11 protein-coding genes are annotated in these 14455 nt (G+C 73.3%); 1 reads left to right on the plus strand and 10 read right to left on the minus strand.

Features of this window, described 5'->3' with window-relative positions; genetic code table 11:
- Position 1: 1 nt before the first annotated feature.
- Together QQZ13_RS16200 and QQZ13_RS16205 are read right to left on the minus strand one after the other, a co-directional pair.
- A complete protein-coding gene (locus QQZ13_RS16200) occupies positions 2-802 on the minus strand; it encodes a bifunctional 2-polyprenyl-6-hydroxyphenol methylase/3-demethylubiquinol 3-O-methyltransferase UbiG (protein ID WP_284530629.1) in 801 nt (266 codons plus the stop codon).
- 56 nt (positions 803-858) lie between these two features.
- Complete coding sequence (locus QQZ13_RS16205) at positions 859-1818, minus strand: aldo/keto reductase (protein ID WP_284530631.1); 960 nt, start codon at positions 1816-1818, stop codon at positions 859-861.
- A gap of 127 nt (positions 1819-1945) precedes the next feature.
- On the opposite strand from QQZ13_RS16205, the gene QQZ13_RS16210 reads away from it, so the two are divergent.
- Positions 1946-2974, plus strand: a complete 1029-nt coding sequence (locus QQZ13_RS16210; RefSeq protein ID WP_284530633.1) for an LLM class flavin-dependent oxidoreductase — start codon at positions 1946-1948, stop codon at positions 2972-2974.
- A 130-nt stretch (positions 2975-3104) separates the two neighbouring features.
- On the opposite strand, the gene QQZ13_RS16215 is transcribed toward QQZ13_RS16210, so the two are convergent.
- The 8 genes from QQZ13_RS16215 to QQZ13_RS16250 form a co-directional block, all read right to left on the minus strand.
- On the minus strand, positions 3105-3785 hold the full coding sequence (locus QQZ13_RS16215) for an ABC transporter ATP-binding protein (protein WP_284530634.1): 681 nt from the start codon (positions 3783-3785) through the stop codon (positions 3105-3107).
- Positions 3778-4779: an ABC transporter ATP-binding protein gene (locus QQZ13_RS16220; protein ID WP_284530637.1), complete on the minus strand. Its 1002-nt coding sequence runs from the start codon at positions 4777-4779 to the stop codon at positions 3778-3780. Before QQZ13_RS16220 ends, QQZ13_RS16215 begins: the two co-directional genes overlap by 8 nt.
- The gene (locus QQZ13_RS16225) at positions 4779-7457 is read right to left on the minus strand and encodes an FtsX-like permease family protein (RefSeq protein WP_284530640.1); all 2679 of its coding nucleotides are present in this window, start codon (positions 7455-7457) and stop codon (positions 4779-4781) included. The genes QQZ13_RS16220 and QQZ13_RS16225 overlap by 1 nt, the downstream gene beginning before the upstream one ends.
- 25 nt (positions 7458-7482) lie before the next feature.
- Positions 7483-10164: a hypothetical protein gene (locus QQZ13_RS16230; RefSeq protein ID WP_284530641.1), complete on the minus strand. Its 2682-nt coding sequence runs from the start codon at positions 10162-10164 to the stop codon at positions 7483-7485.
- A gap of 95 nt (positions 10165-10259) precedes the next feature.
- Positions 10260-11441, minus strand: a complete 1182-nt coding sequence (locus QQZ13_RS16235; protein WP_284530643.1) for a glycoside hydrolase family 99-like domain-containing protein — start codon at positions 11439-11441, stop codon at positions 10260-10262.
- Positions 11442-11494: 53 nt separating this feature from the next.
- Positions 11495-12259, minus strand: coding sequence for an ATP-binding cassette domain-containing protein (locus tag QQZ13_RS16240; protein WP_284530645.1), 765 nt, complete (start codon positions 12257-12259; stop codon positions 11495-11497).
- On the minus strand, positions 12256-13275 hold the full coding sequence (locus QQZ13_RS16245) for an ABC transporter permease (RefSeq protein WP_284530647.1): 1020 nt from the start codon (positions 13273-13275) through the stop codon (positions 12256-12258). Before QQZ13_RS16245 ends, QQZ13_RS16240 begins: the two co-directional genes overlap by 4 nt.
- Positions 13275-14363 (minus strand): substrate-binding domain-containing protein, encoded by a 1089-nt coding sequence (locus QQZ13_RS16250; protein WP_284530648.1) that lies wholly within the window; start codon positions 14361-14363, stop codon positions 13275-13277. Before QQZ13_RS16250 ends, QQZ13_RS16245 begins: the two co-directional genes overlap by 1 nt.
- Positions 14364-14455: the final 92 nt, after the last annotated feature.

Genomic DNA, 14455 nt, shown 5'->3' on the forward strand with positions numbered 1-14455 from the left:
CTCAGCCGCGGGCGAGCACCTCGCCGTGCGGCATGAGCAGCCAGCCGTCCTCGCTCGCCGCCCACTCCCGCCAGGCCTCGCTGATGCGCTCCAGTGCCGCCCGGTCGGCGATGCCCAGCCGCAGCACGTTGTCGGCGAAGGACGAGTGGAGCGCCCGGTCGGCCCACGCCCCGCCCCACCACGCGCGCGCCTCTGCGGATTCGAAGAGCCAGATCGACGCGGACGAGCGCACCTCGGCGAAGCCCGCCGCGCGGGCCCACGCCTTCAGCTGGCGTCCCGCCGCCGGGTCGCCGCTCGTGCCGCGGTGCGCGGCGAGGTACACCTCGCGCCACTCGTCCAGGCCCGGCACCCGCGGCCACCAGATCGTGCCCTCGTAGTCCACGTCGCGCACCGCCACGACGCCCCCGGGCGCCACGACCCGGCGGAACTCCCGCAGCGCGTCGACGGGGCGCGTGAGGTGCTGCAGCACCTGATGCGCGTGCACGACGTCCCACGCGCCGTCCTCCGACGACAGGGCGTACGCGTCGTCGACGGCGTAGGACAGGTTCTCGATGCCGAGGGCCACGCGATCGGCCTCGGCGTGGGCGACGACGTCGGCCGACGCGTCGATGGCGCGCACCCGACCGGGCGCGACGATCGCCGCCAGATCGGTGCTGATCGTGCCGGGCCCGGCGCCCACGTCGAGCACCGTCATCCCCGGCCGAAGCTCCGGCAGGAGGTAGGCGGCGGAGTTGCCCGCGGTGCGCTGGCGATGTACGCGCAGCACGCTCTCGTGGTGCCCGTGGGTGTAGTCGTCGGCCATGCCCCCATCATGGCCGACGACGCGCACGCCTCAGCGCCGTGTGACGATCTCGCGCCTCACTGGTCGACGGGCGTCCACTCCGACACGGCGTCGAGGTCGGCGACCTCTTCGGCCGTGAGGTCGATCCGTGCACCGTCGAGCAGGTCCGCCACCTGCTCGACCTTCGACGCCGAGGCGATCGGCGCGGCGACGGCGGGCTTGGCGCGCAGCCACGCGAGGGCGGTCGCGGCGATGGAGACGTCGTGGGCCCGGCCGATCCGCTCGAGGACCTCGATGATCTGCAGTCCCTGCGGCGTCGCGTAGGCAGCGGCGGCGCCGGCGCGCGGCGAGGTGGCTCCCTCGGCGTCGGTCGACCGGTACTTGCCGGTGAGGAAGCCCTTGGCGAGCGCGAAGTACGGGATGAGGCTGAGGCCGAGCTCCTGCGCCGCCGGGACGATGTCGCTCTCGATCTCGCGGTGGACCAGGTTGTAGTGGGGCTGGACGGCGACCGGCTCGGCGACCCCCAGCTCGCGGGCGATGCGCACCCATTCGCGGATGCGGTCGGCCGAGTAGTTCGAGACCGCGGTGTAGCGCACGAGTCCGTCGGTCACGAGCTGCCCGAAGGCGGCGACGGTCTCCTCCAGGGGCGTGTCGGCGTCGTCGAAGTGCGCCCAGTACAGGTCGATGGTGTCGACGCCGAGGCGACCGAGCGACGCCTCCGCGGCCGCGCGGACGTTCGCCGCCGACAGTCCGCGGAAGTCCGGGTGCTGGCTCACCTTCGTGGCGACGGTGACGTCCTCGCCCGCGCGCAGGCCGCGCGCGGCCAGCCACTCCCCGATGATCGTCTCGCTCTCGCCGCCGCGGTGGCCGTCGACCCACGCGCTGTACGAGTCGGCCGTGTCGACGAAGTCGCCGCCACCCGCGCGGAAGGCGTCGAGCACCGCGAACGAGGTGTCGCGATCCGCGGTCCATCCGAACACGTTGCCGCCGAGGGCGAGGGGGAAGACGTCCAGGTCACTGTTTCCGATGCGAGTCATGCTCGGGACAATACGCGGAGCCGCTCCGCTATTCCGCCCCCGCCGTCATCCGGCGACGCCGGCTCCGCACGGCGGCACTCGATGCATTCGCCGGAATAGACCCCGTCGGCGTATCGTTGCCGACGTCATGCGCAGCTTCGGAACACTCTCCTTCGGCCACTACGGTCCGCTCGGCGGCGGGCGCGAACTCACCGCCGGCGACTCGATGAAGCAGGCGATCGACCTCGCGCAGGGCATGGACGACCTCGGCGTCAACGGCATCTCCTTCCGCGTGCACCACTTCGCCCGGCAGCAGGCCTCGCCCATGCCGCTCCTGGCCGCCATCGCCGCGACCACCGAGCGCATCGAGATGGGCACCGGTGTGATCGACATGCGCTACGAGAACCCGCTCTACCTGGCCGAGGAGGCCGCCGCGGTCGACCTGATCTCCGACGGGCGCCTTGCGCTCGGCATCAGCCGCGGCTCACCCGAGACGGTCGTCCGCGGCTACGAGGCGTTCGGCTACACCGGGTCGGAAGACCCGCGGGGCGCCGACATGGCGCGTGAGAAGTTCGACTTGTTCCTGCGCGCGATCGACGGCGAGCCGCTCGCCGAGCGCGATGCGAACAGCCCGTTCGGCGGCGGCACCGGACGCCAGCGCATCGAACCGCACTCCGAGGGGCTGCGCTCCCGCATCTGGTGGGGCGCCGGCACCCGCGAGACCGCCGAGTGGGCGGGCCGCATCGGCGTGAACCTCATGTCGTCGACCCTCGTCACCGAGGCCGACGGGCGCCCGTTCGACCTTCTCCAGGCCGAGCAGCTCGACCTGTTCCGCGCCGCGTGGAAGGAGGCCGGGCACCCCGGCACGCCGCGCACTTCGGTGAGCCGCTCCATCTTCCCCATCACCACGGCGCAGGACGAGCTGTACTTCGGCCACTCCTCGGAGAGCGACGGCATCGGCTACATCGACGGGTTCCGGTCGACGTTCGGCAAGACGTACGCCGCCGCGCCGGACATCCTCGTCGAGCAGCTGAAGCAGGATGCGGCGGTGATGTCGGCCGACACCCTCATGCTGACGATCCCCTCGCAGCTGGGCGTCGAGTTCAACCTGCACATCGTCGAGTCCTTCGCCCGGGACGTCGCGCCGGCTCTCGGCTGGGTGAGCACCCGCGCCTGACGCCGCTGTCGGCGACCGGCACTCCCCCGGTCGTTGAGCGAGCGCAGCGAGACGAAACGCCCCACCCCGCCACCCACCCGGTCGTTGAGCGAGCGCAGCGAGACGAAACGCCCCACCCCACCGGCGGCGGTCAGGCGGGGCGCAGCACCCCGTCGTGGATCTCCAGCACCCGATCGGCGCGCGCCAGGACCGACGGGTCGTGGGTCGACAGCAGCACCGCCAGCCCGTCGTCGTGGGCGATCGAGGAGATGAGGTCGATCATCTGCGCCGCGGTGTGCGAGTCCAGCTGCCCCGTCGGCTCGTCGGCGAGCAGGATGCGCGGCGAGCCGGCCAGGGCGCGCGCGATTCCCACGCGCTGCTGCTGACCGCCCGACAGCTCCCCCGGACGCTGCTTCGCGTGCGCGGCGAGACCGACACGCTCCAGCAGATGCCCGACGCGCGCCGCGCGCTCGCCGGCGTCCACGCCGCGGATGCGCAGCGGGAGTTCGACGTTCTCCTCGGCGGAGAGGGCGCTGATCAGCCCGAACGACTGGAAGACGTAGCCGAGGTCGTCGCGGCGCACCCGGTCGACGGCGCTCTCGGGCGCCGAGGTCACCTCGACATCGCCGATCCGCACGGTGCCGGTCGTCGCCGGCTGGATGCCGCCGAGCACGTGCAGCAGCGTCGTCTTGCCGGCCCCCGACGGCCCCACCAGCACCACGAACTCGCCGGGCGACAGGGTCAGCGAGGCGTCGGCGAGCGCGCGCACGTCGCCGGCGGGTGTCGCGTGGACCACGGAGAGGTCGTGCGCCTCGAGCAGGATGTCACTCATCGGGATGCTCCTCCGTCCGTCGGCGCAGACTCCGCCGGGTCTGCGGCTCCGACCCCTCGACACGGTCGGGTTCCGGGGCGGCAGGCTCCGACCCCTCGACATTCTCCGGGACCCGGGCGGCCGATCCCGGGCGGGAGTCGCCCGACCACACGCCGACGTGGTCGGGGTTGAGCTCGAGCCGCACGCGGTCGCGCAGATCGAGCTGGGTCATGTAGTCGGTCGGCAGCTGCATCCGGCCGACCTTGTCGAGCACGACGAACTCCTGCGCGATCGTGTGCTCTCGGCCCTCGTCGTCGGTGTGGGTCGAGCGCAGCACCTCGGTCGCGGTGCGGCCGTCGCGGATCTGCACCGTGCGGCGCACATGCTCCGAGACCGCCGGGTCGTGGGTGACGATGAGCGCCGTCGTGCCGAGCTCGCGGTTGACGGTCTCGAAGGTCGACAGCACGTCCGCGGTCGCGTGCTCGTCGAGGTCTCCCGTGGGCTCGTCGGCCAGCAGGACCCGCGGGTCGTTGGCGAGGGCGACGGCGATCGCGACGCGCTGCTGCTGGCCGCCCGACAGTTCCGCGGGGCGTCGGGCGGCCACATCGGCGACCCCGGTGAGCTCGAGGAGCTCTGCGGCGCGGGCGGGGTTCGAGCGGTCTCCGCCGATCGCGCGGGCGAGTTGCACGTTCTCCTCGGCGGACAGGTACGGCAGGAGGTTGCGGGCCGTCTGCTGCCACACGAACCCGACGACCTCGCGCCGGTAGTCGACGCGCTGCCGCGGCGTCAGCGCCGTCAGGTCCCGCCCGGCGACGGTCGCCTTGCCGGCCGTGGGGGTGTCGAGCGCCGACAGGATCGACAGGAGCGTCGACTTTCCCGAGCCCGAGGCGCCCACCAGCGCCACCAGCCCGCCCCGCTCGACCGTGAGGTCGAGGCCCTGCAGGGCCTGCACCTCGATGTCGGCGACGGCGAAGATGCGCACCAGGCCTTCGCAGACGATGTCGGGATCGGTCATCAGTCCTCCTCCGTTCGGAGCACGGTCGCGATCGAAGTCGTCCGCGCGCTGAGCACGCCCGCGATCACCGCGAGCGCCAGCGCGACGACCACGACGGCGATGAGGGCCCCGCTCAGCACGGGGTCGACGGTCAGCGACGGCTGGGCGCCGCCGCCGGTGAAGGGTCGCAGGTCGATCGACGCGACGACCAGGAGCGGCAGCACCGCGCCGAGCACGATGCCGCCGACGAGGGCGGTGATACCGAGCGGCGCGAACTCCCAGGCGACGATGCCGCGACCGCGCGCGCGGTCGAGGCCCATCGTCCGAAGGAGCGCGATGACCCGCGAACGCGCGTCGCGCGAGACGCCGGCCACGAGCAGGAGCGCGATGACCGACAGCAGCGCCGCGACACCGAGCGCACCGAAGAGGACGACGCGCAGCGCCGTGACGGCGGGCGAGGCCTGGATCTCCGCCGTCGAGTCGGCGAGGATGCGCACCGTGTGGGTCTGGCCCACCGCCTCACTCAGCGCGGTGGCGACCGCCCGGGGGTCGGCGCCGTCGTCGAGGTCGACGAGCACGATGCGCGGGTGGAATCCGAAGCCCGTGAGGGCGGTGTAGTCGTCGACGTCGAGGACGACGAAGTCGCTGGTGCCCGCGACGCCCAGGAGCATCGGCAGCGTTCCCGCCACACGTGCCGGCCGATCCTGCACGGTCACGTCCGTCGTCCCCACCTCGCCGGCGATGGTCGAGGCGACGAGGACGTCCAGCGGGTCCGCCCCGGGGGTCACCGACGCGGGGAACGCGCCGACGAAACCCTCCTGGATGCCGGCGGTGCGCGCGGTGTCGGTGACGAAGGCGAGCACGCTGTCGCGCCCGTCCGGTCCCGCCACGGTGAGGAAGTCGCCACGGAGCAGGCCGCTCGCATCGGTCACCCCGTCCACCGCGCGGAGCCGTTCGATCGTCCCCTGGTCGAAGTACGGCCCCGCCAGCCGCACGTCGGCGCCGACGTCGCGCTGCGCGGCGACCACCGCACCGCGGTCGACGGTGGCCAGGACGACCGAGGAGAACACGGCGATCGCGACGGCGACCACCATCGCCAGCACGGCCGTCGTCCCGGCGGACGGATCGCGGAGGTTCCGGGCCGCGCCCACGAGGCCGACGACGCCCCGCCCCCGTCGCGAGGCGGCGAGCGCCGCGGCCAGCGGCACGGGGTGCAGGCGCACCACGATGAGCGCCAGGGCGACGGTGGCCAGCAGCGGTGCGGCGATCACGAGCGGATCGATCGTCGTGGTGTCCTCGCCGATGCCGCGCACGAGCAGCTGGACGACCGCCGCGGCGGCGACGATCACCACCAGGAGCTCGGCCACCCGCGTCCACCGGCCGCGCGCGGGCGCGTCGAGGTCGGAGCGGCCCCGGGCGAGCAGGCCCGGGCGCAGCGTCGCGGCCAGAGCGACGCCCGGCGCGAGCCCGACGATGCCGGCGACGAGGGTCGGCAGCGGTCCGGCGTCGTACGGGGTGAGGAGCACCCCGGCGGCGGCCCCCGCGATCGCGGCCGGCGCCCCCAGCAGGAGGCCCTCCCCGAACAGCAGGCGGCGCAGCCGCGCGAGCGGCGCTCCCCGGGCCGACAGCAGCGCCAGGTCGGCACGCCGACGCCGGACGATCAGGGCGGCCGCGAGCACGATGAGCGCGACGCTGACGGCGAGCGGGCCGACCGCCGCGACCGCGAGGATCGCGCTGGCCGATCCCGCGCGCGCGAGCGCCGTCGAGAGCACCGCGACGAGGTCGGTGGACAGCCGCGTGCGCAGCTGACCGTCGTCGTCGAGAGGCAGGGACGCCGTGGTGGCGCCGCGCACCGCCGACAGCAGGTCCGACGGGTCCACCCCGCGGGCGCTGTCGGCGTCGACGGGATACCAGAGGCTCAGCTGGGTGCGTCCGAACCGCTCGCTCTGGACGATGGTCACCCAGGTCGCCGGCGTCACCCACGCCGCGCTCGTGGCCGTCGGACGCCGGTTGCCGTCGTCGTAGACGGACGCCGTGAGTCCGGTGATCAGATGCAGCCACCGGTCCGCGTCCGGATCGATCGCCTCCGCGATCCCCGACAGGACGAAGGGCGCGCGGACCTCGCCGACCGGCCACCCCATCGTCTCGGCCGCCGCGGCCGTCAGGAGGATCGGGATGCCGCCCGATCCCGACCAGTCGCCCGGCCACTCCCCGTCGACGACGCGCAGGTGGGCGCCCGCGGCGGGTTCCGAGATGAGCTGGACGAACGGGAGCGGCAGGTCGGCCGACAGCCCGGACGGGTCGGCGGCGGCGCCGGCCATCAGGTACTCGGCGAACTCGGCCGGCGCGGTCAGCTCCGTCAGCACGGGGTCGAAGTCGCGCCGCGCCGTCTCGAGGTGCCCGGCGAGCGCGCCGAAGAGCTCGGGAGCGCCCGGGTCCCATCCCTCGGTGAGCGCGGCGTCGGGCGCCGGCCCGAACGCGGGGACGTTGATGGTCGATCCCGTCAGGTCGCGCGAGGTCGCGGCCACCCCGCCGATCTGGTGCGAGACCTCCGCGCGCACCACGCCCACGAGCGCGCGGGGCGCGGCGGCGATCACGAAAGCGGCGAGCACCGTGAGCGCGACGATCACGACCGCCGCGCTGCGCGGGGTCGCGAAGCGGCGGCGGGTGAGGGCGAACAGCCCCGCCGAGCGTGTCATCGCGTGCTCCTCATCGATCGGCCGCTCATTCGTCCTCCCGCAGGGCGGGGGCGAGCGTGCGCGGGACGCGGACCGAGGCGCTCACCGCGGCGCACACGAGCGCGATCGCGCCCACCGCGACGGCGAGCTCCGCCGCCGGCCACACGAGCGGGACGGGGTAGGCGTCCGGCACCGTGCCGTAGGCGGCGCGCACCAGCGTCGGCACCACGAGCCAGGCCGTCGCGATGCCCGCGGCCACGCCGCCGAGCACGCCCAGCGCGAGCGCGAAGAGGTCCTCCGCCGTCCGGGTGGCGGCGGCGCGGCGGCGGCCGAGACCCATCACCGCGAGCAGGGCGAGCTCCCGGGTGTCGGCACGGGAGCGCGTTCTGCGCAGGGCGAGCACCACGACGGCGAGCACCAGTCCCCCCGCGGCGGCGAGGCCGAAGCCCCAGGCCGTCGCGGCCGCCGCCTCGCCCTGCCGCGGGTCGGCGACGAGCACGGTGGCGCCGGGGTTCGCGTCGGCGATCGCCCCGGCGACGGCATCCGGCGCGTCGGCCCGCGCCCAGAGCTGGTTGGGGACGATGGGGGTGGCCGCGAGGAGCCGCAGCGTCCCGAGGTCGGCGAGGAGGCCCTGCCCCGCGGGCGTGCCGGGAAGCACCGGCACGACCCCCGCCACCACGACGTCCGCCTCGAAGTCGGGCCCGTCGAACTCCAGCGCGATGGTGTCGCCGGGGGCGAGGCTCAGGTCGTCGGCCAGCGCCGAGGTGATCACGATCGGCGCCGCGGCGGGGACGCCGGGCGCGATGACGCTCGTCACCAGACCGTCCCCGGTGCTGTCGAAGGCCGGCGCGAACACGATGCCGCCGGCGATCTCGACGCTTCCGGCGGTGCCGGGCGCGGGCGACATCGTCGAGAGGTCGAGGGGTTCGCCGCCGCTCACGACGTCCGAGAGCACGACCGTGCCCTCCGCGCCCCACCACGCGGGCCAGACCTCGATCGCCAGGAGCGACCAGGTCTGCTCGCCGGGGAGCGGGATGCGTTCGCGGATGCGGGGGTCGGTCACCGGCGGCACGAACTCCTCCCCACCCTCACCGCCAGAGCCCGCGTCGCCGTTGACGAAACCGTACGTGAAGGTCGTCCCCGCGTCGGAGCGGAAGGTCAGCTGGACGTTGACCAGCAGCGGCTCCGGCTGGAACTGCTCGCCGTCCACTCCGATCGGCGGCGGCGGGGGCGCCGTCACGACCAGCTCGAGGTCGTCGCCGGCGAGCGGGATGCCGGCGTCCGGGAGCCGGATGGCCTCGCCGATGGCGGCGGGGTCGATCGTCCCGCCGCCGTTGAGCAGGACGTCGCCGACCGCACCGCCGTCGATGGCGACCACCGGGATGCGCGCGCCCGGGCCGATGGCCGTGAATCCGCGTGCCGCGGCGGTGGCGCGGGCACCGGCCTCCGTCGCGGTGACGGCGATGTCGGCGGCAGACAGGGTCTCGGGGATCGTCGTCACCCGCACATCGGCGCCGACGCGCAGCGCCTCGGGCGCGTCGCCGAGCGCACGGGTGGTGCCGAGGTAGGCGCCGGCGACGGTCGCGGTGCCGACGGCGAAGGCGACGACCGTGATGGGCAGCGCATGGCGGCCGGGACGTCGTGAGGCCAGGCGCAGCGGCGTGATCGGCTGCACGCCACGGGTGGCGGCGAGCGCTGCGGCGATCCCGCGCGCCACCGGGGTCGCCACGAGCACGGCGAGCAGGGCGGCCAGGGCCAGCACGAGCGCCGGCGCGATCGCGACGAGGGGGTCCAGGATCGCGGTGCCGTCGCCGCGGGCGACGACGGGCGACCCCGACTGCGCGAACTGCCAGGCCGCCAGGCCGGTGACCACCGCCAGGACCACCGCCACGGCCGCCGCGGCGGCCAGCTGCGCGCGTCCGGGGCGGCGGTCGGCTGTGCGCGCCGTCACGACGACGGCGACGAGCGTGGCGGCCAGTGCGACGCCCGCGGCGCCGACGGCGGCGAAGAGGAGGCCCGGATGCGGGAGCCCTGCGAGGTGGGCGACGGCGAGGACGACGCCGGCTCCGGCGAGCGATCCCGCGGAGGAGACGGCGGCCGTCTCGGCGCCGCTCAGCGCGGCCAGGCTACGGGCGCGTGCGCCGCGGGCACGCAGCAGCAGCGACTCGCCCGACCGGGCACGCACGGGTTCGAGGGCGACCGCGCCGACGACCACGACGGTGAGCAGGCCGAGGAACCCGATCGCAACGGCGGTCGGTCCGCGCCGGGCCTGCAGGCCGTCGGCGATCGAGCCCAGCGTCGCAGGGAGGCCGCCGGCCACCTGCACGCGGGCACCGACCGCCTCGCGCGCTTCGGACGGCAGCTCGCGGAGCGCGCCGATCAGCGAGACGACGTCGTCGCCGGTCACCCGTGCGGGATCCGGGGTGATCGTGACGACGCCCTCGGACTCGGTGACGGTGACCGCCGGCGCGCCGTGCGCCGCAAGGGTCTGCCGGACGGCATCCGCGAGCCCGTCGTCGCCCCCGTCGGCGACGCTCACCACGGCCTGCCCGCGCAGCCCGTCCGCCGCCCCGAGGGCGGCGCGCACGTCCTGCGCCTCGACGGCGCGGAGGGCGACCGCCATGCCGACGATCAGTCCCGCGGCGACCCCGGTGACGATCAGGAGGGTCACCAGCGCGGGAAGCGCGGCCCGTGCCCGGGCGAGCGCGAAACGGCGGCCGCCGATCACTCCGCGCTCCCGTCCGTCACATCTGCACCCTAACGGACCCGCGCACCGCGGCCCGGCGGCGGCTTGTGTTCTCCGCTGCGCAGGTGTCGCGCGGGCTACGCCGTGACCGCGTCGGCCGCGCGGTGCGGCCCAGGACGAGCGGGGTTCCGGCCGAACACGCGCTCGACCGCCTCGAGGAACGCGGTGCCGTTCACGGTGTCGGGGAGGAGGTAGGACCCCTCCGTCCACTCGTTCCAGGCGTTGATCGTGAGGAACGGGTTCTCGCGCGGACGATCCTCGAGGAACGCCGCCGCACGCCGCAGCCCCCGCTCGAACTCCTCCGGCGACGGGTCGTACACGGGGATCCAGGGGTAGGGGCCCTCGACGAACTCCGCGTCCTGGTTCGTGCGCGGCGACGAGTCCCAGCCGACCGTGACATTCGGGCTGAACGGGAGGGGAAGGGATGCCGCGTACCGCTCGTAGTCCGCGAACGCCGCCTCTTCGACCGCGCTCCACGACGAGGTCGGGAAGGGCAGCCCGCCGGGCGCGACGTGGTGGATCCAGACGTACGAGCCGGCCGAGGCGAACCCCAGGTCGGCGACCAGGGCGGCCGGATCCTCGACGGTGACACCGCCCGGCAGGAACTCGAAGCCCCAGACGATCGCGTCGAGATGCACCCCGGGGAACCCGGCCGCGCGGGCGCGGGCGTCGAAGGACTCCAGCGCCGCCTTCGCCTCGGCGACCCCGCCGAGGCCCTCCACGAGCGAACCGATCTCGTAGACCGAGAACCAGGGCTTCCCGTCGATCTTGAGGTAGCCCGGCAGGGGGAAGTACGTCTCGACGACGTGATCGACCATGCGATCGAACGCCGCCTTGTCGATGCCGCCGCGCTTGAGGATCGGCTTCTGCGGGTCGCGGTCGACCGAGGGGAAGATATTCGTCAGGTTGTGGTTTGCCCACATGAGCGAGAACACGACGTCGTCTCGGCGGCTCGCGCGGAGGAACCCCTCGTCGAGCGCGCGGTCGAGGTAGGGCCCGTCGTCGTACCAGTAGAAGTCGAAGACGAAGCCGTCGACGCCGTAGCGGGTGGCCAGATCGATCTGCCGGTCGAACACAGCGGGCTCCGACTCGTCGAGCGGTCCACCCGCGGGCACGCGCGGCTGACGGTGACCGTCGAAGCGGGGCCGCGCGTCGGCGAGGAGCTGCCATTCGTTCCAGTCGGCGCCGAACCATTCGGCGTTGCGGGCATCCTGGTGCCAGCTCGGGAAGTAGTAGGCGAGGACGGTCGGACGGGTCACGTAAGGCTCCAAAGCGGTCGGGGCGGGGTGGGACGGAGGGTGCGCGGACGACATCAGACGGATGCCGGGCTCTCGTCGCCATACACGATGAGGCGCACGATCCCGTCCACGGTCGTCAGAGCCTTGTCGCGGATGCCGGCGATGGATCCGAGCCGCATAGCCAGGAAGCGATCGGTGATGTCCCACACCTGCTGGAGGTTGTGGCTGACGATGATGACCGACGTGCCGGCATCCTTCAGCCGCTGGACCACATCCAGCACGCGACGGGACTCCTGTACGCCGAGCGCGGCGGTCGGCTCGTCGAGGATCACGACGTCGGGTCCGTGCAGCAGGACGCGGGCGATGGCCACCGCCTGCCGCTGGCCGCCGGAGAGATAGCTCACCGGCACCCGGACGCTCGGAAGGTTCATCGTCAGCTCGGCCAGGACGCGCTCCGACTCGACGAGCATGCGCTTGCGATCCACGAAGGGCCCCCGGCGCAGCTCGCGGCCGAGGAACAGGTTGGCTGCGACGTCGCGCGTGTCGACGAGGGAGAGGTCCTGGTAGACCGTGGCGATGCCGGAGTTCAGCGCCACGGTCGGGCTGCTGAGCGAGACCTCCTCGCCCTTCACCTCGACGCGGCCACCGGCGTCGGGCGCGTAGACGCCCGACAGGACCTTCATGAGGGTCGATTTGCCGGCGCCGTTGTCGCCGACGACGGACAGCACCTCGCCGGGCATGAGCTCGAACGAGACGCCGCGGAGAGCCTGCACGTGCCCGAAGGTCTTGCGGACGTCGACCACCGACAGGGCCGGGGTCGTGAGGGTCAGGTCTGTCATCGCAGCCTCCTCTTGAAGGCGAGGGCGCCGAGCACCACCGCGAGTACGAACACCGCGCCACGGATCGTGGCCTGGATGTAGCTGTCGACCGACAGGAGGGTCAGGCCGTTGTTGAGGACGCCGATCAGCACGACCCCCGCGAGCGTCCGCTCGATCCGACCCGCACCCCCGGAGAGTCCGATGCCGCCGAGCAGAACGGCGGTGAGGACGTCGAACTCCGCCCCGGTTCCGAAGAAAGGTCCGCCGGCGCCCGCGCGGCCCGCAGTGATGACGCCGGCGACGGCGGCCGCCGCCGCGGTCAGCAGGAAGGTGCCGCGGTAGACGAGGTTCACGTTGATCCCCGCGCGGAGGGCCGCGCTCGCGTTGCCGCCGACGGCGTACACGTGCCAGCCGCCGCGCGTGCGTGTCAGATAGAGGTAGAGGACGGCGAAGACGATCACCAGCAGGTAGATCGGGACGGGGATGCCGAGCGGACGGCTGTTGATGAAGGCCTGGAGTCCTCCCCCGGTCATCGTCACCGTCTGTCCGGAGGTGACGGTGGCCGAGATGCCCTTCAGGGTGAGCGCCATCGCGAGCGTGACGATGATCGAGTTGATCCCGAGATCGACCACGAGCGCTCCGTTGACCAGACCCACGACGAGCGCGACGCCGATCGCGACGAGGACGGCGACCGGCGTCGGCAGGCCGAACTCCTCGACCGACAGGGCCGTGACGACCGCGCTCAGGCCGAGGATCGCACCGATGCTGAGGTCGAGCTGTCCGGCGATGAGCCCGACGGTGATGGCGGCGGCCATGACACCCGAGATCGACACCGCGAGGCCGATGTTGATGAGGTTCTGCGGGGTGAGGAAGTAGGGCGACGCGAGCGAGAAGAAGACGATGAGTCCGCCGAGGGCGACGAACATGCCGTACTCGAGGAGGAGGTCGCCGATGAGGCGGCCGACGCTCCGACGGGGGGCGACGGGGGGTGCCCCCGCGACATCAGTCGCGGGGGCACCGACGGCGTGCTGGGTCATCACTCGTCTTCCGGGTAGAACTCGTCGACGTTGTCGGCTGTGAGGACGCGGGTGACCTCGTACGCGCCGAACGACTCGCCCAGGTGGGTGGCGATGGCCGCCTCGACCCAGTTCCAGCCCTCCGAGTACGGCTGGTAGTCGATCGAGCCGATCAGGATGTCGGCGTTGGCCGGGTCGCGGAGGGCCGCGCGCGATGTGGCGTCGCCGCCGCTGGCGATCGCGACGACGTCATCGCCGCGGTCGGCGGAACGTGCGGCGTTGACCGCGCCGACGACGGGTGCGTCGCCGTAGGACACCACGACGACGGCCGCATCGGGGTGCGCCGTCAGGAAGTCGGCGACCATGTTTGCAGCGTCGGTCGTCGGGTCGGACGATGCGGGCGGCTCGAGGCGGAACGTCGCCGACTCGTCGATGCCGAACTGCGCGATCGCCTCGTCGAACGAGGCCTGCACCCGGGCGTCGCACGGCGCGCAGCTGGCCGCCGTGATCCCCGCGACGAGCAGCTCTTTGCCCGCCCAGTCACCGGCGACCCGCTCCTTCACGAGGTCGGCGATCGTGGTGACGGCCAGGATGCCCACCTGCTCGTCGGAGACGCCGAAGTCCACCGCCCCCTCCAGTCCGCCGTCGATGAGCACGACCTTCGACCCGTTGGCGGTCGCCGCCTGCACGGTGGTCTCGTTCATCGCGCCGCCGCCGCTGCCGACGACGACCGGCTGCTTGACCGACTGCTGCTCGTAGGCCGCGAGGGCCTCCTCGTACTTGAACTCGAGGTCGGACTCGCTGAGGGTCACGCCGTAGAACTCCGCGGCATCCTTCATCCCCTGCGACCACGCCGCGAAGAACGCGTAGCTCTGTCCAGGGTTCAGGAACGCGAGCTGGAGGTCGTCGATGTCCTTGGGGACGGCGAACAGCGGCACGACCGCGTACGGGCCGGTCGCCTCGGCGACCTCCTCCGCCGTCCAGGTGCCGCTCTCCGACGGGGTGGTCGTCTCGGGGTCGGCGGATGCCGAACACCCCACGACCGATGCGAGCAGCAGTGATGCGGCGATGCCCAGCGCTGCTGCGCGGGGTCCTCGTCTTGCTTCCACGGAGTCCTCCTTGACGTCAAGCTGTGGTTCGGGTCTGGCAAAGTGAACCGTTTCACTTTTCGTTGGCGATATTAGTCACGGCGCGTTCGCCA

This window comes from Microbacterium sp. T2.11-28 (assembly GCF_950097975.1).
In the GTDB taxonomy this organism is placed as follows: Bacteria; Actinomycetota; Actinomycetes; order Actinomycetales; family Microbacteriaceae; genus Microbacterium.

Bases quoted from the DNA above. Each gene is read 5' to 3' on its own strand.
- QQZ13_RS16200 (WP_284530629.1), bottom strand. From the start codon at position 802: ATGGCCGACGACTACACCCACGGGCACCACGAGAGCGTGCTGCGCGTA.
- QQZ13_RS16205 (WP_284530631.1), bottom strand. From the start codon at position 1,818: ATGACTCGCATCGGAAACAGTGACCTGGACGTCTTCCCCCTCGCCCTC.
- QQZ13_RS16210 (WP_284530633.1), top strand. From the start codon at position 1,946: ATGCGCAGCTTCGGAACACTCTCCTTCGGCCACTACGGTCCGCTCGGC.
- QQZ13_RS16215 (WP_284530634.1), bottom strand. From the start codon at position 3,785: ATGAGTGACATCCTGCTCGAGGCGCACGACCTCTCCGTGGTCCACGCG.
- QQZ13_RS16220 (WP_284530637.1), bottom strand. From the start codon at position 4,779: ATGACCGATCCCGACATCGTCTGCGAAGGCCTGGTGCGCATCTTCGCC.
- QQZ13_RS16225 (WP_284530640.1), bottom strand. From the start codon at position 7,457: ATGACACGCTCGGCGGGGCTGTTCGCCCTCACCCGCCGCCGCTTCGCG.
- QQZ13_RS16240 (WP_284530645.1), bottom strand. From the start codon at position 12,259: ATGACAGACCTGACCCTCACGACCCCGGCCCTGTCGGTGGTCGACGTC.
- QQZ13_RS16245 (WP_284530647.1), bottom strand. From the start codon at position 13,275: ATGACCCAGCACGCCGTCGGTGCCCCCGCGACTGATGTCGCGGGGGCA.